General features: G+C 69.8%; 18 protein-coding genes and 1 tRNA gene. 12 read left to right on the top strand and 7 right to left on the bottom strand.

Going from position 1 to position 17,327, the window contains the following annotated elements:
- From QTI17_RS09105 to pcaD, 3 genes are read left to right on the top strand one after another with little or no spacing between them, the layout of a single operon-like run.
- Entirely contained in the window at positions 1-1,155 is a 1,155-nt protein-coding gene (locus tag QTI17_RS09105; protein ID WP_286532502.1) for a lyase family protein, read from the top strand.
- On the top strand, positions 1,152-2,360 hold the full coding sequence (locus tag QTI17_RS09110; protein WP_286532505.1) for a multidrug effflux MFS transporter: 1,209 nt from the start codon (positions 1,152-1,154) through the stop codon (positions 2,358-2,360). Before QTI17_RS09105 ends, QTI17_RS09110 begins: the two co-directional genes overlap by 4 nt.
- On the top strand, positions 2,357-3,121 hold the full coding sequence (gene pcaD, locus QTI17_RS09115) for a 3-oxoadipate enol-lactonase (RefSeq protein ID WP_286532507.1): 765 nt from the start codon (positions 2,357-2,359) through the stop codon (positions 3,119-3,121). The genes QTI17_RS09110 and pcaD overlap by 4 nt, the downstream gene beginning before the upstream one ends.
- Positions 3,122-3,140: 19 nt before the next feature.
- On the opposite strand, the gene uraH (QTI17_RS09120) is transcribed toward pcaD, so the two are convergent.
- The 4 genes from uraH (QTI17_RS09120) to QTI17_RS09135 are packed head-to-tail and all read right to left on the bottom strand — an operon-like array spanning position 3,141 to position 5,890.
- Entirely contained in the window at positions 3,141-3,494 is a 354-nt protein-coding gene (gene uraH / locus QTI17_RS09120; RefSeq protein ID WP_286532509.1) for a hydroxyisourate hydrolase, read from the bottom strand.
- 23 nt (positions 3,495-3,517) lie between these two features.
- Positions 3,518-4,006, bottom strand: a complete 489-nt coding sequence (uraH, locus tag QTI17_RS09125) for a hydroxyisourate hydrolase (RefSeq protein WP_286532511.1) — start codon at positions 4,004-4,006, stop codon at positions 3,518-3,520.
- A gap of 16 nt (positions 4,007-4,022) precedes the next feature.
- The gene (gene uraD / locus QTI17_RS09130; RefSeq protein ID WP_286532513.1) at positions 4,023-4,559 is read right to left on the bottom strand and encodes a 2-oxo-4-hydroxy-4-carboxy-5-ureidoimidazoline decarboxylase; all 537 of its coding nucleotides are present in this window, start codon (positions 4,557-4,559) and stop codon (positions 4,023-4,025) included.
- A complete protein-coding gene (locus tag QTI17_RS09135; RefSeq protein WP_286532515.1) occupies positions 4,556-5,890 on the bottom strand; it encodes an MFS transporter in 1,335 nt (444 codons plus the stop codon). The genes uraD and QTI17_RS09135 overlap by 4 nt, the downstream gene beginning before the upstream one ends.
- 149 nt (positions 5,891-6,039) lie before the next feature.
- Between QTI17_RS09135 and QTI17_RS09140 the strand changes: the two genes are divergently transcribed.
- Positions 6,040-7,014 carry a LysR family transcriptional regulator gene (locus QTI17_RS09140; protein ID WP_286532517.1) on the top strand — a complete coding sequence of 325 codons (975 nt, stop codon included), beginning with the start codon at positions 6,040-6,042 and terminating at the stop codon, positions 7,012-7,014.
- A 31-nt stretch (positions 7,015-7,045) separates the two neighbouring features.
- On the top strand, positions 7,046-7,723 hold the full coding sequence (locus QTI17_RS09145) for a DsbA family oxidoreductase (RefSeq protein WP_286532520.1): 678 nt from the start codon (positions 7,046-7,048) through the stop codon (positions 7,721-7,723).
- A gap of 24 nt (positions 7,724-7,747) precedes the next feature.
- Here the strand turns inward: QTI17_RS09145 and QTI17_RS09150 are convergent, their stop codons facing one another.
- A complete protein-coding gene (locus QTI17_RS09150) occupies positions 7,748-8,611 on the bottom strand; it encodes a LysR family transcriptional regulator (RefSeq protein WP_286532523.1) in 864 nt (287 codons plus the stop codon).
- 66 nt (positions 8,612-8,677) lie between these two features.
- Between QTI17_RS09150 and QTI17_RS09155 the strand changes: the two genes are divergently transcribed.
- From QTI17_RS09155 to QTI17_RS09175, 5 genes are all read left to right on the top strand, one after another.
- Positions 8,678-9,883, top strand: coding sequence for a YbfB/YjiJ family MFS transporter (locus tag QTI17_RS09155; protein WP_286532525.1), 1,206 nt, complete (start codon positions 8,678-8,680; stop codon positions 9,881-9,883).
- 11 nt (positions 9,884-9,894) lie between these two features.
- Positions 9,895-10,491, top strand: a complete 597-nt coding sequence (locus QTI17_RS09160; protein ID WP_286532527.1) for a carboxymuconolactone decarboxylase family protein — start codon at positions 9,895-9,897, stop codon at positions 10,489-10,491.
- Positions 10,492-10,608: 117 nt separating this feature from the next.
- Complete coding sequence (locus tag QTI17_RS09165) at positions 10,609-12,336, top strand: ABC transporter permease (RefSeq protein WP_286532529.1); 1,728 nt, start codon at positions 10,609-10,611, stop codon at positions 12,334-12,336.
- A 23-nt stretch (positions 12,337-12,359) separates the two neighbouring features.
- Positions 12,360-13,676: an ABC transporter ATP-binding protein gene (locus tag QTI17_RS09170; RefSeq protein WP_286532531.1), complete on the top strand. Its 1,317-nt coding sequence runs from the start codon at positions 12,360-12,362 to the stop codon at positions 13,674-13,676.
- 11 nt (positions 13,677-13,687) lie between these two features.
- Positions 13,688-13,763: transfer RNA gene (locus tag QTI17_RS09175), tRNA-Gly, on the top strand.
- A gap of 102 nt (positions 13,764-13,865) precedes the next feature.
- On the opposite strand, the gene QTI17_RS09180 is transcribed toward QTI17_RS09175, so the two are convergent.
- Positions 13,866-14,438, bottom strand: coding sequence for a TetR/AcrR family transcriptional regulator (locus tag QTI17_RS09180; RefSeq protein WP_286532533.1), 573 nt, complete (start codon positions 14,436-14,438; stop codon positions 13,866-13,868).
- 147 nt (positions 14,439-14,585) lie between these two features.
- Between QTI17_RS09180 and QTI17_RS09185 the strand changes: the two genes are divergently transcribed.
- A complete protein-coding gene (locus QTI17_RS09185) occupies positions 14,586-15,695 on the top strand; it encodes a DUF2855 family protein (RefSeq protein ID WP_286532535.1) in 1,110 nt (369 codons plus the stop codon).
- 12 nt (positions 15,696-15,707) lie between these two features.
- On the opposite strand, the gene QTI17_RS09190 is transcribed toward QTI17_RS09185, so the two are convergent.
- Complete coding sequence (locus tag QTI17_RS09190) at positions 15,708-16,337, bottom strand: flavin reductase family protein (RefSeq protein WP_286532537.1); 630 nt, start codon at positions 16,335-16,337, stop codon at positions 15,708-15,710.
- Positions 16,338-16,436: 99 nt separating this feature from the next.
- On the opposite strand from QTI17_RS09190, the gene QTI17_RS09195 reads away from it, so the two are divergent.
- Complete coding sequence (locus QTI17_RS09195) at positions 16,437-17,324, top strand: DUF3014 domain-containing protein (RefSeq protein ID WP_286524603.1); 888 nt, start codon at positions 16,437-16,439, stop codon at positions 17,322-17,324.
- Positions 17,325-17,327: the final 3 nt, after the last annotated feature.

Here is a 17,327-nt window from a genome sequence, read left to right on the forward strand (position 1 = left end):
ATGAGCCTCTTCGAGGCGGTGCTTTCCACGTCCGAGATGCGCGGCGTCTTCGGCGATCGCAGCGTGGTCGACGCGATGCTGCGCTTCGAGGCCGCGCTGGCACGCGCCCAGGCCCGGCTCGGGCTGATCCCGGCCTCGGCCGCCGCGTCGATCGCCGGCAGCTGCAAGGTCGAGCTGTTCGACGTCGCCAAGATCGTTCGAGACAGCGGCCGCGCCGGGAGCATCGCGGACCCGCTGGTCCACAGCCTCAAGGAGGCGGTCGGCCTCTTCAACGCCGACGCGGTGCCTTTCGTGCATTTCGGCTGCGGCGCCCAGGAACTGGTCGACAGTGCGATGGCGCTGCTGACGCGCGAGGCCGTGGCGCTGGTCGATGCCGATCTGGCCCGCGCCGTCCAGGCGCTGCTCGTGCAAGCCGAGCGCCATGCCACCACGCCGATGCTCGCGCGCCCGCTGGGGCAGCCGGACACGGTCACGAGTTTCGGGCGGGTGTGCGTCGACTGGGCGGCGCCGCTCGCCCGCCGCCGCGAGCGGCTGGCCGGGGCCGCGCGCCGGGCGCTGCAGGTGCGGTTCGGCGCCGGTGACGGTGTGGACGACCGGATGCAGGGGCAGGGCGCGGTGGTGCGCCGGCAGTTGGCTGAGGCGCTCGGCCTGCGCGACCCGGGGGCTGACGGGCGCAGCGAGCGCGACGACTGGATCGCACTCGGCTGCGAACTGGGGCTCTTGATCGGCAGCCTGGGCCGGGTCGCCAGCGACATCGCGCTGCTGGGCCGATCCGAGATCGGCGAGCTGGCGGAGGGCGGCGATCCCGCCCGCGGCCAGCGACCGGCGTCGGTGGTCGCGCTGGCGGCCGCGCAGCGCGCGCCGCAGCGCGTGGCGGCGCTGCTGGCCGGCATGCCGCAGGCGCATTCGCCGGGCAGTTGGCAGGCGGAGCTGGCCGAATGGCCCCAGCTCCTGATGTCGGCGCACGGCAGCGCGCGGGCGCTGGCGGACGCCTTGCCCGGCCTGCAGGTCGATGCCGCGCGGATGCTGTCGAATATCGAACAGCTGCGCCTCGACCCGGCGCAAGCCGAGGCCGCCGGTGTGCAGGCACTGGCGCAGGTGCTGGTCCTTCAGTCAGCCCCCGAACCCGTCGATCCAAGCGACATTGCGGGATGACTTCCGCCGCAGCCCGCCGCGGCATCTCGTTCGCCCTGCTGCTGCCGCTGCTGCTGGCGGCGCAGCCGGTCGCCACCGACAGCTACCTGCCGGCACTGCCGGCGATCACGCGCGACCTGGGCCCGGCCAGCGCCAGCCTGACGGTTTTCGTGCTTGCCTTCGGCTTCGGCCAGCTGCCCTGCGGCCCGCTGTCGGACCGGTTCGGGCGCCGCCCGGTGCTGCTGGTCGGCCTCGCCAGCTATGCGCTGGCGGCATTGGGCTGTGCGCTGTCCAGCGGGATCCCGATGCTGGTGGCCTGCCGGGCGCTGCAGGGCTTCTCGATGGCGGCGATCCTGGTCTGCGCGCGGGCCGCGGTGCGCGACCTCTATCCGGCCCACGAGGGGCCGCACGTGATGGCGCGCGGCCTCACCGGACTCGGCGTGGTGGGCCTGCTGGCGCCGCTCATGGGGGCCTGGACGGTGCAGTCCGCGGGCTGGCGCTGGGTGCTGGGAGGGATGGCGGCATATGCATTCCTGCTCTGGCTTCTATGCTGGCGCGGCTTCGACGAAACGCGCGCCGACAGCGCCGGCCCCTCCGCGCCCAAGGGCAGCCTGCGCGAAGTGTTCGCCAGCGCGAGCTTTCGCGCCTGGGCCTCGCTGGCCGCCGCCACCTACGGGGGAATCTTCTGCTTCCTGCTGCTGTCGCCTATGGTCTACATCAGCTACCTGGGCTTCTCTCCCGCCTGGTACGGATGGATCCCGGCCGGCGGCTCGCTGGTCTACATCTTCAGCACCACGCTGTGCCGTCGCCTGCTGCGGCGCGTGGGGGCGGTGCGCGCGGTGCAGATGGGTTCGCTGCTGAGCCTCGCCGGGCCGCTGGTGCAGGCGCTGGGCTGCTGGCTGCTGCCGCGCACGGCCTGGCCGCTGCTGCTGGGCCATGCGATCTACTGCATCGGCCACGGCATCCACCAGCCCTGCGGCCAGGCCGGCGCGGTCGGCGACCTGCCGCATCTGGCGGGGCGCGCGGTGTCGTGGTCCGGATTTGCGATGATGGCGGTGGCCTTCGTTGTCGGCCAGGTGGCCGCCGGCTTCGTCGATCCCGAACTCAGCCACGGCGCCTGGCCCATGGTGGTGCCGATGGCGCTGGCCGGCGCCGCCCTGGTGCTGATCGCCTATGTCTGGCTGCCTCGTCTGCCGCTGTCGCATCCTCGAAAGGAAAGCCCATGATCCGCTTGAACCTGGTCCGCGAGGGCGGTGGCCCGATCGTCGTGCTCAGCCATGCGCTGGGCTGCGACCTCCACATGTGGGACGGCGCGGCGGCGCTGCTGGCGCGGGCCCACACGGTGCTGCGCTACGACCACCGCAACCACGGGGCCTCCGAGTCGCTGGCCGGGCCGGTCACGATGCAGGACCTGGCGGACGACGCGGCCGCGCTGATCGAGCGCGAGGCCGAGGGCGAGCCGGTGCATTTCGTCGGGCTGTCGATGGGCGGCATGGTGGCCCAGGCGCTGGCGGCCCGTCGTCCCGAGTTGCTGAAGACCGTGGTGATCGCCAATTCGGCGTCCCACTATCCGGATGCAGCCCCTTGGCGCACCCGCATCGAGACCGTGCGGGCGCAAGGCGTGGCGGGCATCGCGGAGGGCGCCGTGGCACGCTGGCTCACACCCGGCTACGTGGCTACGCCCGAAGGCGCCGCGGCGGCCCGGCAGTTGCGCGACATGCTCTTGCGCACCGATGCGGCCGGCTACATCGCGAGCTGCGAAGCCGTGGCGGCGATCGACTTCCGCGAGAGCAACCGGCGCATCCCCGTGCCGACGCTGGTGATCGCCGGCACGCGCGACGAGGCCACGCCGCCCTCGATGTCCGAGGCGATGGTGGCGGCGATTCCGGGGTCGCGTCTGGCCACCATAGCAGCCGCTCACTTGAGCGCGGTCGAGCGGCCGGAGGCGTTCACCCAACTGCTGGTGGATTTCTGGCGCAGTCTTTGATGCACTGCGGCGCTATCGCTCAGCTGCCGCGGTAGGTCGAGCAGCTCCACGGCGTGCACAGCATCGGCACGTGATAGTGCTGCTGCGTGTCGAAGATCGCGAAGCGCACGGGCACCGTGTCGAGAAAGCGCATGTCGTTGCCGGCGCCAGGCTGGCGCCGGAAGAAGTCGCCGACGTGGAACAGCAGCTCGTACTGCCCGACCTTCGCCGCGTCGGGCGCGAGCACCGGCTGGTCGGTGCGGCCGTCGGCGTTGGTGGTGAGGGTCTTCACCAGCTTCCAGCCGTCGCCGTCGCGCACCGAGAAATCGATGCGCATGCCGGCGCCGGGGCGGCCCGTGCCGCTGTTCAGGACATGCGTGGAAATGCCTGCCATGTGCTTGTCTCCTTGTCGGCGGATCAGCTGCCGCGGTAGTACGAGTAGCCCCAGGGGGTGAACAAGATCGCGAGGTGGATGCGCTCCGCCGGGTTCGTGATGCGGAAGCGCACCGGCACCTGCGAAAGGAAATTTGGCTTCGGCAGCGGCGTGCCGCGCGCGGCGAAGTAGTCCTCCAGCTGCAGCAGCAGTTCGTAGCGGCCGGGCTGGTAGGTCGCATCGAGCAGAAGGGGCTCGTCGGTGCGGCCGCCCTTGTTGGTCTCGAAGCGGCGCAGCAGCTGCAGGTCGTCGCCGTCGTATCTGGATAGCTGCACCTTCATGCCGGCACCCGGCGAACCGCTGTGCGTGTCGATCGCATGCATCGTGAGGCGCGGGCTCAGGTCGACCTGCGACACCGGCGCGGTCGCGAGCGCTGTCGGCGCGTTCTGTGCGACAGCACCGCCGGCTGCGAGGCTGCCGAGTGCGAGACCGGCGGGCAGGAAGGCGCGGCGGGTGAGGGCGGGCGAAGTCATGGCGCGGCTGCTACGTTCAATGGGCCAGCAGCCTGCCGAGGCGGAGGCGCGTGATGATCGAGATCTGCTCGAGGGCGGCATCGAGCTCGGTGTCGGTGTCGCGCTCGAGGCGCGTGCGAAGCGCCTCGAAGATCTGCGAGCGTGTGTTCTTGAGCACCGCGATGATGAAAGGGAAGCCATGCTTCGCCGCGTACGCCGCGTTGAGCCGCCGAAGCGTCTGCAGCTCGCTGCGCGTCAAGGCATTGAGGCCGGCCTGCTCGGCGGTCGAGTGGCCGGTCATGGTGCCGGCCTGGGCCTCCTTGCCGGCCAGCTCCGGGTGCATGCGCAGGAAGTCGATGCGCACCTCGCGCGACGTCGCCCGCACCACGCCGATCATCGCGCGGTGCAGATCGTCGATGCTCGCGAACGGCCGCTCGGCGCAGGCCTGGGTCGCGACCCAGGGCGAGTGCTCGAACACCCCGCCCAGTGCGGCGACGAAGCGCACGCGGTCGAGCTGGTTGATGTCCGACAGCGTCAGCGGGAGCGCTTCGGCGGTGTGCATGACGGCGCTCATCGCGTCACCGCCTTCTTCGCGAAACGCGGCACGAAGGCGATGATGAGGATCGCGGCGCAGACCTCGACCGCCGCCACGATGTAGAGCCCCGGCGAGAGCAGACCGGTCGACGTCTTGATGGCGCCCAGCATCGAAGGGGCGCCGAAGCCGGCGAGGTTGGCGATCGAGTTGATCAGTGCCACGCCGCCCGCCGCGGCCGCACCGGCGAGGAAGCGGCCCGGCAGTTGCCAGAACACCGGGATCGCGCTCATGGTGCCGACGATCGCCAGCGTCTGCGCGGCCAGCGCGATCATCGGGCTCTGCTTCATGAAGAGCGCCGTGAGCGCGAGGCCGACCGCGCCGAGTGCCGCCGCGAAGGCGCAGTGCAGCCGGCTTTCCTGCTGCCGGTCGGAGTGCAGGCCGTTGCAGATCATGCCGACGGCGCCGCAGAGGTACGAGGCGGCCATGATCCAGCCCACCGTCGCCGGGTTGGTGAAGCCCACTTCCTTGACCACGGAGGGGCCGAAGAAAGTCAGCGACGAATTGGCCGCGATGATGCAGAAGAAGATCAGGATCAGCAGCCACATGCGGCGGTCCTTCAGCGAGGCGATCAGGCTCTCTTCGCGATGGCCGAGCGCCTTGTTGTCGCGTGCCATGTCTTCGTGCACGAGGCGGCGCTGCTCGGCCGTGAGCCATTGGGCCTGCTCGGGCCGGTCGGTCAGGTAGAACCAGGTCACGAAGCCGGCCAGGACGGAGGGGATGCCTTCGATCAGGAACACCCATTGCCAGCCCGACCAGCCGTTGAGGCCGTGCAGGTTGTTCATGATGCTGCCGGCCAGCGGCCCGCCGATGACGCCGGCGATGGCCGAGGCCGACATGAAGATTCCGAAGGCCTTGGCGCGCCGCTCGCTCGGATACCAGTAGGTGAGGTACAGGATGATGCCGGGATAGAAGCCGGCCTCGAACACGCCCATGAGGAAGCGCAGGAAATAGAACATCGCCGGCGTCTTCACGAACATCGTGGCGACGCAGACGATGCCCCAGCCGATGGTGATGCGCATGATGGTCTTCTTGGCGCCGATCCTTTGCAGCAGCAGGTTCGACGGCACTTCGAAGAAGAAGTAGCCGAGGAAGAAGATGCCGGCGCCCAGCCCGTAGACCGCTTCGCTCCAGCCCAGTTCGTCGAGCATGGTGAGCTTGACGAAGCCGACATTGACGCGGTCGACCCAGGCCAGGACCCAGAGCGCGAAGATGAACGGAATGATGCGCCAGGTGATGCGGCTGTAGGCCGCGTCGAGCGCGCTGGCCGGCGCGGTGGGCACGGCATGTTGGGGAACTTCCAGGGTGGCCATGAACAACTCCTTGACGGGATGCGGGTGGGGCGTCGGATGCGTCCATGGATTGGGCCAGCGCACCCCCGGACTGTCGATAGCGTGCCGGCATGCGAATCGCTATAGACTGCATCGGACATATCGATAGACCCGAACTAAGGGAAAACACCATGCAACGCGGCGTCGATCTACTCGACGGCCATCTGCTGCGCGTGCTCGCCACGGTGGTGGAGGAGCGCAGCGTGTCGCGTGCCGCCGCCCGGTTGCGCCAGACGCAGCCCGCCGTGAGCGGCTCGCTCAAGCGCCTGCGCGAGATCTTCGGCGACGCCCTGCTGGTGCGCGACGGCACCGCGATGGTGCCGACCGCCCGGGCCGCCGGCCTCGCCGTGCAGGCGCGGCGTGCGCTCGGCGAACTCGAAGCTTTGCTGGTCGAGCCCGAAGCCTTCGTCCCGTCCGACGCCGAGCAGCGTTTCCGGATCGCCTCGCCGGACTACATCGCGCCCTCATGGATCGCGCGGCTGGCGCAGCACGTGGGCGCCGAGGCGCCGCGCTGCCGCATCGAGTTGCGCGCGCTCGGCCCGACCTTCGACTTCGAGCGTGCGCTGGGCGACGACGAACTCGACCTAGTGATCGGCAACTGGCCGTCGCCGCCCGAGCACCTGCACATCTCGCTGCTGCTGGAGGACGAGCTCGTCTGCCTGATGGCCCGCGACCATCCGCTGGCACAGGGCGCCACGCAGGTCAGCGAGGCCGATTACCTGGCGGCAGGGCATGTGGTGCCGGTGCCCTATGCGATGGCGCAGCGCGGCGTGGTCGAGACCTACCTCGGCGAGCGCCGCCTCGGGCGCGACGCCCGCGTGCAGGTGCCTTACTTCGGGCTGGCGCCGTCGATCGCGGCCAGCACGCGGCTCGTGTTCACCACCGCGCGGCACTTCGCCGAGTACCACGCGCGGCTGCTGCCGCTGGCGCTGCTCGAAGCACCGGCGGGCTTCCCGCGCATGCGCTTCTACCAGCTGTGGCACGACCGGGTCCACCATTCGGCGGCCCATCGCTGGCTGCGCGGCCTTGTGGCGCAGTTCGGGCGCGAGCTGGTCGCCCCGGCGACGCCGCAACGAGGGCAGGGGAATCCGTCGCCCGGCGCTTGAAAAAAGCGTTGCCGGCCCCATCATCGCAACCATGCCTACCACCCGACTCCACATCGATTTCGTGTCCGACGTCTCGTGCCCCTGGTGCGCCGTCGGACTCGGCGCGCTCGAAGCCGCGCTGCGCAACGTCGCCCCCGAGGTCACCGCCGAACTGCGCTTCCAGCCTTTCGAGCTGAATCCGCAGATGCCGCCCGAAGGCCAGGACACCTTCGAGCACCTGAACCAGAAGTACGGCTCGAATCGAGAGCAGCAGGCCCAGGCCCGCGCCGCGATCCGTGCCCGCGGCGCCGACGTCGGCTTTGCCTTCAGCGAGGGCGGGCGCCCGCGCATCTACAACACTTTCGATGCCCACCGGCTGCTGCACTGGGCGGAGCTGGAAGACCTGGCCAAACAGGCGGCGCTCAAGAAGGCGCTGCTCAAAGCGTGCCACACCGATGGCGAGAATCCGTCGGACCCTGAGGTGCTGGTGCGCCTGGCCACCGAATCGGGGCTCGATCCGGAGCGCGCGCGGAGCATCCTGGCGAGCGACGAATACGCCGCCGAGACCCGCGAGCGCGAGCGCCTGTACACCGATGCGGGCATCCATTCGGTGCCGGCGATCATCATCGACAACAAGCACCTGATCTCCGGCGGCCAGCCGGTCGAAGTGTTCGAGCGCGCGCTGCGGCAGATCGCGGGCGCCGAGCCGGCCCGCACGGCCGAAGCCTGAGGCTTCAAGCCCTGCAACCGAGGGTCAGGGCTTCTGCAGCATCTCGATGAGCCGGGCCAGCGCCACCGATGGCGTGCCCTGCCAGACCAGGTGCGTGCGGTTGCCGCGGATGCGCTCCGGCAGCGGGTGCTGGCGGACATCGGCGGTGGCGCGCAGCGCCTTCAGCACCGACACCGGCACGATCGCGAAGCCGGTGCCGGCGGCGACGCAGGCGATCATCGCCTGGTAGGAAGAAAACTCCAGCGAGCGCGAGGCCGAGACGCCGCCCTTGACCAGCCATTGCTCGAGCAAGCGGCGGTACGAGCAGCCCGGCGCGAAGGCGATCAGGGTCGCATCGGCCAGGTCGCCGGCGCGGCTCACGGCGGCCACGCTGCGCGCCGTGATGAGCACCAGTTCTTCGTCGAACACCGGCATCGATTCGAGCTCCGGCGCGGCAAAGGGCTCGGACACGAACGCGGCCTCCAGCTCGAAGGCCCTGACCCGCTTGAGCAATGCGCCCGTGGTGCCGGTCGCCAGTTCGACCACCACCCCCGGATAGAGCCTGTGGAAACGTGACAGCACCGGCGCCAGCCGGCTGCCCGCCGTGCTTTCGAGCGAGCCGAGCCTGAAGGTGCCGAAGGGGAGGTCGCTGCGCAATTCGCTTTCGGCCTCGTCGGCCAGGCGCAGCAGGCGCTCGGCATAGGGCAGCAGCTTGTGGCCGGCCGGTGCCAGCGCGAGCGAGCGGCCCTGTCGATGGAACAGCTTCTGCCCCAGGCGCTCCTCCAGCTGCTGGATGCGGGTCGTGACGTTGGACTGCACGCGGTTGAGCTTGTCGGCGGCCCGGATCACGCCGCCTTCGGCCACGACGGTGCGGAAGATCTCCAGGGAGTCGAGGTCGATGGTTCTCATAAAAAGAATGAATGTTCAGAATAATTCATTTGTCGAATGAGGCGATTTTGCGTCCAATCTGGAGCCATGTCGAACCCCTCCGTCGCCCTCGGCCGGCCCTCCTTGTTCGCAGTCTGCGGCGCCGGCCTGCTGGCGCTGGCGATCGCGATGGGCATCGGCCGCTTCGCCTTCACCCCGATGCTGCCGCTGATGATCCGCGCCGGCAGCGCCGACGTCGGCGCCGGCGGCTGGCTGGCGGCGGCCAACTATGCGGGCTACCTGCTCGGTGCGCTCACGGCGGCGCGGCTGCCGCTGTCGCCGCAGCGCACGGGCCTGCTGTCGCTGGCCGTGATCGTCGGGTCGACGGCGGCGATGGGGCTGGTCGATTCGCTCGCGGCCTGGCTGCTGCTGCGCGGCATCGCCGGCGTCGCCAGCGCCTGGGCGCTGGTGAGCACCAGCGTCTGGTGCCTGTCGTGGCTGGCGCGCCTGGGCCGGCCGAACGGCGCCGGCATGGTCTATGCGGGTGTCGGGGCCGGCATCGCGCTGGCGGGGCTGTACTGCTGGCGTGCCGGCGCGGCCGACATTGCGCCCGATCGCCTGTGGCTGCATCTCGGCCTGCTGGCACTCGTCGGATCGATCATCGTGGCGGCGCTGATGCCTCGCGAGGCCGGCCCCGTGGCCGTGGCGGCCGCTGCGCCGGGCACCGGACCCGCAAGCGCAGCGCCGGGCGATTCGCAGTGGGACCTGGTCATCTGCTACGGCATGCTCGGCTTCGGCTACATCCTGCCGGCCACTTTCCTGCCGGTGCTGGCGCGGGCGGTGGTCGACAATCCTGCGGTGTTCGGTGCCGCTTGGCCGGTCTTCGGCGCCGCGGCCGCGTTGTCGACGCTGTTGGCGGGCGCTCTGCTGTCGGGCCTGTCGCGCCGCCATGTGCTGGCGGGCAGCCATCTGCTGATGGCGCTGGGTTGCCTGCTGCCGGTGCTGCACCTGTCCGCGGGCACGGTGCTCGCGGCGGCGCTGCTGGTGGGCGGGACCTTCATGGTCGCCACCATGGCGGGCATCCAGGCGGCGCGGGCCGGCGCCACGGGCGATCCCGCGCGAGCGCTCGGACGCATGACGGCGTCCTTCGCGATCGGCCAGATGGCCGGGCCGGTGCTGTCCTCCGCCCTGAGCGGCGGCGCAGCGGGCTTCGGTGGCCTCTTCATCGCACTGGCGACGGGCGCCGTCACCTTGCTGGCCAGTGCCGCATGGCTGTTGCGCGCGCCGCGCAGCGCCCGACCCTCACCGAACTGAAAGGACTCCGCATGCTCATCCCTCAAGGCCACACCGAACCCTGGGCCGAGCGCCTGCCACTGCCTGCCGCCGAAGCCATGACAGAGGCCCAGCGCGCGGCCGCGCAAGCGCTGATCGACGGGCCGCGCAAGGCCGTCTTCGGCCCCTTCGTTCCCTTGCTGCAAAGCCCGGTGCTGATGGAGCGCATCGGCAGCCTGGGCGAGTACCTGCGCTTCGACAGCGCGCTCGATGCGCGCGTGCGCGAGCTGGTGATCTGCGCGGTCGCGCGTCATGTCGGCAACCAGTTCGAATGGGTGCTGCATGCGGGCGCGGCGGTCAAGGCCGGGGTCGATGCGGGCGCGGTCGAGGCGCTTCGCCTGGGCCGCCGCGCGGCACCGCTGGCCGAGGATGAGCAGCTGGCCCTCGACTTCGCCCTCGAGCTGCTGCGGCACCATGGCGTCAGCGAGCCGACCTACGCAGCGGCCGAGGCCCGCTTCGGCAAGGCGGCGGTGGTCGAGCTGGCGGCCCTGGTCGGGTACTTCGCGATGGTCTGCTGGATCATGAACGCGGCCCACACGCCGGTGCAGGGTGCCGAGGGCCAGCCGGGGCTGCAGGCCTTCCCGCTGTAGCTTTTCCGCTGCACCGCGAGGCGGGGCGCGAGCGGTCAGGCTGGGGTCCGTTGGCGAAGGCACAATGGCGCCGCGCGCGGACCGGGTCCGTGAACCGAACCCCTTCCGCCTCCGCTCATGCTCGACAAACGCTTTTTTCCGCGCCAGGCCGTCGCGTCCGGCGGCAACCGCTGGGATTGGGCGCTGCTGCCACTGGTGCTGGCCACGCTGTTCGCGCTGGCCTACGGCGGCGCCCAGATGGCGCGGCCCTACGAGCTCGGCCAGCCGCTGCCGATCAGCCTCGACCCGTGGCAGCTGCCGTACTACCTGCTGCGCACCACGCTGCGCATGTTCCTGGCGCTCGGGGCCTCGCTGCTGTTCAGCTGCGCCTTCGCGGTGCTCGCGACCCGCTATCGCGCGGCAGAAAAGGTGCTGGTGCCGACGCTCGACATCCTGCAGTCGATCCCGATCCTCGGCTTCCTGTCGATCACGGTGACCGGCTTCATCGCGCTGTTCCCGGGCAACCTGCTGGGGGTCGAGTGCGCGGCGATCTTCGCCATCTTCACCTCGCAGGCCTGGAACATGGCCTTCAGCCTCTACCAGTCGCTGCGCACCGTGCCGTCCGAGCTGCGCGAGGCCGCCTCGGTGTTCCAGCTCTCGGCCTGGCACCGCTTCTGGCGTCTCGAGCTCCCGTTCGCGATGCCCGGCTTGCTGTGGAACATGATGATGTCGATGTCGGGCGGCTGGTTCTTCGTGGTCGCCTCGGAGGCGATCTCGGTGTCCAACCAGAGCATCATGCTGCCGGGCGTGGGCTCCTACATCGCGATGGCGATCCAGGCCCGCGACCTCGGCGCCATCGGCTGGGCCATCGGCGGCATGCTGATCGGGATCACGCTCTACGACCAGCTCTTCTTCCGGCCGCTGATCGCCTGGGCCGACAAGTTCCGTTTCGAGGAGGGCAGCAGCGAAGACGCGCCGCGCTCCTGGCTGCTGACCTGGCTGCGACGCACCGAACGCATCCGCCAAGGCATGGCCGCCGCGGCGCGGCTGCTCGAACGCTCGCTGCTGCTGTTCCGGCGCGACCACGACGGCACCTCGATCAAGGCTCGGCCGAGCACGCCGAACCCGGCCGTCGGCCGTGCCTGGGACGCGGTGCTGGCCGCTGCGGTGCTGCTCGCCGTGGTCTGGCTGGTGCGCTTCATCCACGCCGAGGTCGGATGGTCCGAGGTGGCCCACGTGTTCGTGCTCGGGCTCTACACCATGATCCGGGTGGTGGTGCTGATCGCGCTGGCGGCGCTGGTGTGGGTGCCGATCGGCATCTGGATCGGCATGAATCCGCGCTGGGCCGGACGGCTCCAGGGCGTGGCGCAGTTCATGGCCGCCTTCCCGGCCAACCTGATGTTCCCGGTGGCGGTGCTGTTCATCGTGCGCTGGCAGCTCAACCCCAACATCTGGCTGGCGCCGCTGATGGTGCTGGGCACGCAGTGGTACCTGCTGTTCAACGTGATCGCGGGCGCCTCCACCGTCCCGACCGAGCTGCGCTATGCGGCCAGCAACCTCGGGCTCACGGGTTGGCTCAAATGGCGGCGCTACCTGCTGCCGGCGGTGTTCCCGAGCTTCGTCACCGGCGCCATCACGGCCAGCGGCGGCTCCTGGAACGCCAGCATCGTGGCCGAGTACGTCACCTGGGGCGACACCACGCTGCAGGCGGCGGGCCTGGGCAGCTACATCGCCCACATGACGGCCATCGGCGACTTCCCGCGCATCGCGCTGGGCATCGGCGTGATGTGCGTGTTCGTCATGGGCATGAACCACTTCGTCTGGCGCCGGCTTTATGAACTGGCCGAGAACCGGATGCATTTCTGATGACCAACGCGCGAGGAGGGCCCATGGCCGAAGCCATCGTTGAACTCAAGGGCGTGGGCAAGTCCTTTCGCTCGGCCGACGGCGCCGCGCGCTCGGTGCTCGAAGGCGTCGACTTCCGCCTGGCCGAAGGCGAGATCGTGGCGCTGCTGGGCCAGTCGGGCTCGGGCAAGTCGACCCTGCTGCGGATCCTCGCGGGTCTGATCGGCGCCGATGCCGGCAGCGTGCGCTACCGCGGCCAGCCGCTCTACGGGCCGGCGCGCGGCATCGCGATGGTGTTCCAGTCGTTCGCGCTCTTTCCCTGGCTCACGGTGCAGCAGAACGTCGAGCTCGGGCTCGAGGCGCGCGGCGTCGAGCCGGCCGAACGCGCCCGGCGCGCCAATGCCGCGATCGAGCTCATCGGCCTCGCGGGATTCGAGGGCGCCTTGCCGCGCGAGTTGTCGGGCGGCATGCGCCAGCGGGTGGGCATCGCGCGGGCGCTGGTGATCGAGCCCGAGGTGCTGCTCATGGACGAGGCCTTCTCGGCCCTCGACGTGCTCACGGGCGAGCGCCTGCGCGACGACATCCTGCGCTTGTGGAGCGGGGGCGAGATGCCGACCAAGGCGATGCTGATCGTCTCCCACAACATCGAGGAAGCGGTGCTGATGGCCGACCGGGTGCTGATCTTCGCCGCCGACCCGGGCCGCGTGCGCGCCGAGCTGCCGATCCGGCTGGCACGGCCCCGCGACGTCGACAGCCTCGAAGTGAGGGCGCTGATCGACGAGGCCTACGCGCTGATGACGGCCAGTGCGCCGGTGGCCGGCCGCGCAACCGAGGAGCCGGTGCGCATGCACCTGGGCGACCGGCTGCCCGATGCCGACATCGGCCGCATGGAAGCCCTGCTCGAAATGCTGGTGGAAGACGGCCGCGAAGGCCGTGCCGACCTGCCGCAGCTGGCCGAAGAGGCCGAGCTCACCGACCACGACCTGCTGCCGCTGGCGCAGGCGCTGGCGCTGCTGGGTTTCGCGCAACTGGCGGATGGCGACCTGCACTTGACCGAGCTGGGTCGCCACTACGTCGCGGGTGCGCACACGCTGCGCCAGCAGCTGCTGGGCCAGCAGCTGCTGGCGCACGTGCCGCTCGCGGCGCACATCCGCCACAGCCTGGAGCAGGCGCCCGCGGGCGAATTGCCGCAGGAGCCTTTCCTCGATCTGCTGGAAGAAAGCCTGGACCGCGCGACCGCCGAACGGGTGCTGCGGACCGCGATCGAATGGGGCCGCTACGGCGAGGTGTTCGAGTTCGATCTGCGGACCGGACAAATTCATTTGCCGGCTGGTGAAGAACAGGAAAAAAATGCTCTATAATCGAAGGCTTCGCGGGAGTAGCTCAGTTGGTAGAGCGCAACCTTGCCAAGGTTGAGGTCGAGAGTTCGAGACTCTTCTCCCGCTCCAGATTTGGATAATTTTGGATACGCGAAGCATCACAGCCGGTCAACCGGTTTGTTCGATGCAGGAAGCCACCCGACGGGTGGCTTTTTTTTCGTCTGGCGAACGTCAGCTCCGCTGCGCGGCCACGCTGCGCCACGCGATCTCATCCATCTCGGCGACCCACGCCGCATCGTCGGGCGTGCCGCTGCCCAAGCCCCGCAGAAGGCGATAGCGCCGCCCGCCCCAGGCGGCGGTCAAGAGGGCGTGGACCGTCGCGTCCGTGGGCGGATCGGGCAGCTCGCAGGCGGCGAAGGCCTGCAGCCAGCGGGTCGCCAGTTCGTCGTACACGCGCAGGTGGTGCTTGGGCTCGGCCACGCGGTGTTCGAGCAGCAGCATGCCGTGATCGAAGGCCGGCAGTCCGTCGAGCCGGCTGTCGCAAGTGATGCGCACCAGTCGCGCGATGCGCTCGCGCGCAGCCAGTGCGGCCGCGGGCGGCGCGACGACGTCGGCGTCGAGCCGCGCCAGCAGGGCTTCGACGCAGTGGCGCACGTAGCCGGAGAGCAGCGCCTCCTTGTCCGGGAAGTAGTCGTACAGCGTGCCGACCGCGATGCCGGTTTCGAGGGCCACGGCGCGGGTCGTCACGCCATCCCAGCCCTCGGCCTCCCAAATCCGAACAAAGGCGTCGTAGATGGCCTGCACGGTGAACTTGCCTCGGGCCTGCGTCGGGCGTTTCAGGGGCTTGGAGCGAGGTGCGGCGGCCGGCGCCTTTTTTCCGAACCCGCGGCTGGAGGGAGGGCGATACATTTTTCGGCAAGGGGATCGGCCCCGAATCACCTGAGGCCAGACATGAACGACGCTTTCACTTTAACCCGTCTCGAAACCCGCAAGGACGCGCTCGGCACCACCCGCCTGCGCAGCGCGCCGGACGCCGGCACGCTGGCGCCCGGCGAGGTGCTGCTGCGCATCGACCGCTTCTCGCTCACCACCAACAACATCACCTATGCGGCCTTCGGCGACGCCATGATGAAGTACTGGTCGTTCTTTCCGACCGGTGACGAGGCCTGGGGCCACATGCCGGCCTGGGGCTTTGCCGACGTGGTGGCCTCGACGGTCGAAGGCGTCGCGGTCGGCGAACGCTTCTACGGCTACTTCCCGATCGCCAGCCACCTGCGCATGACGCCGGTGCGGGTGACCGGGCGCGGCTTCTACGACGGCGCGCCGCACCGCAGCGAACTGGTCTCCGCCTACAACCAGTACATGCGCTGCAGCCACGATGCCGGCTACGACCCGGCGCTCGAGGACTACCAGATGCTGGTGCGGCCGCTGTTCATCACCTCGTTCATGCTGGCGGATTTCCTCGAGGACAACGCCTTCTTCGGCGCCCGGCAGGTGGTCGTGTCCAGCGCCTCGAGCAAGACCGCCTACGGCACGGCCTTCTGTCTGCGCCGGAACGAAGGGCGCAGCCTGGTCGCGCTGACTTCGCCGCGCAACCGCGGCTTCGTCGAGAACCTCGGCTGCTACGACCAGGTGCTTTCCTATGACAGCGCGGTGCGGCTGCCCGCCGAGGTGCCGACGCTCTATGTCGACTTCGCCGGCGACGACGACCTGCGCGCCACGGTCCACCACCATTTCGGTGCGGCCCTGGTCTACGACTGCTATGCGGGCTCGGCGCAGAAGACCGCCTTCCTGGCCGAATCGCCATTGCCGGGCCCGAAACCCTTGCTCTACTTCGCGCCGGTGCAGATCCGCAAGCGCAACGCCGACTGGGGCCCGCAGGAAGTGAACCGGCGCTTCAACGAGGCGCAGGGCCGCTTCATCGCCGAGCTGAGCCGGCCGGGCAATCGCTGGATGACGCTGGCGCAGAGCCAGGGCTTCGAGGCCGCGCAGCAGGTGATCGCCGACCTGCACGCGGGCCGCGTCGACCCGCGCACTGCGCACGTGGTGCGGCTGGGCTGAGGCGCGACACGCCTACATCTCGTCGATCTGCGTGCTGCGCGTCTGCTCCTGCGCCGCCAGCGAGTAGCGCTCGCGCGTCTTCACGTAGAAGCTGGCCCCGAAGCGGCCGACCGGAAAGTAGTGCTGCAGCCGCACGCGCCAGGCGTCGGTATCGATCAGCTCGTCGCGCGCGTGCATCCAGCGCACCTGGCCGATGAAGATCTGCCGGCTCTCGGTCTCCAGCGTCTCCCAGAGCGTGCACTCGAACGCCACCGGCGCCTCGGCGATGCGCGGTGGCTTCACGGCCCGGCTCGGCAGCGGCGTGAAGCCCACCACATCGAGCTCGCTCACGTGCGGCGGGTGGCGGTCGCCGCAGCGGTGCATCTGCTCGGCGATGTCCTCGTCGGCCAGGTGGACCACGAACTCGCCGGTGCGCACGATGTTGGCGGCCGTGTCCTTGAGCGCGTTGTCCTGCAGCCGATTGACGCTGATCATCACGATAGGCGGCTCCTCGCCGAGCATGTTGAACATGCTGAAGGGCGCGGCGTTGACGACGCCGTCGGCGCCGAGGGTGGTGACCAGGGCGATCGGGCGTGGCACGATCAGGCTCGCCATGAGCTTGTAGCGCTGGTATTCGGTGAGAGCGGAAAAGTCGATGTCCATTCGGATTCCTTGACGGTCACAGGGCGTTACGGCACGAGGCGCCGGCGTGGTTTCCAATGGACCGCATGCAACGCCCGTGATTCAAAGGAGGATTCGACCATGCCCGAAAGGGACCCAGCAGATTTCAGGCCAGCGCGCGAGTCCTCGGTCTGGACCTTGGTCGTCGTCGTGGTGGTGATTCTCGCCGCTGCTTTCGGCTGGTGGCGATGGTCCCTGCAGAAGGAGCCGCCGCCGGCGCCACCTGCCGCCAGCGCACCGCCCCCGCCCGACCGGCCCGCCGATGCGCCGGCCCCGGCCCCGGTCGCGACCGGCCCGCAGAACCTGGTCGATGCCCTGGCCCAGCCCGATGCGGCACTGCCGGCCCTGAACGACGCCGACGGCCGCGTCGCTGCGGCGCTCAACGAGCTGCTGGGCAAGAAGGCGGTGGCCTCCTTCCTCGACACCAGCGGCTTCGTGCGCCACTTCGTCGCCACCGTCGACAACCTGCCGCGCGCACAGGCCTCGTCGCGCATGTGGCCGACCCAGCGCGCGCCCAAGGCCTTCGAGGTCCAGGGCAACGGCGAGGTCAAGACCATCGGGATCGACAACGCCAGCCGCTACACGCCATTCGTGCTGTTCGCCGAATCGGTCGACAGCGCACGGGCGGCGGCGCTCTATGCCCGGCTGTATCCGCTGTTCCAGCAGGCCTACGAAGAGCTGGGTTACCCGAACCGCTATTTCAACGACCGCCTCGTCGCCGTGATCGACCACCTGCTGCAGGCCCCGGAACCCCAGGGCCCGGTGCAGGTGAAGCTGACCGAAGTGAAGGGCGAGATGGCGGGCGGGCAGCCCTGGGTCAGCTACGAATTCGTCGATCCGAAGCTCGAATCGCTCTCGGCCGGCCAGAAGATGCTGGTGCGCATGGGTCCAGTCAACGAGCGCCGCATGAAGGCCAAGCTCAAGGAACTGCGGGCCCAGGTCGCGACCGGGGCGGTGGCGAAGAAGTAGCGC

This window comes from Variovorax sp. J31P179 (assembly GCF_030316985.1).
In the GTDB taxonomy this organism is placed as follows: domain Bacteria; phylum Pseudomonadota; class Gammaproteobacteria; order Burkholderiales; family Burkholderiaceae_C; genus Variovorax; species Variovorax ginsengisoli_B.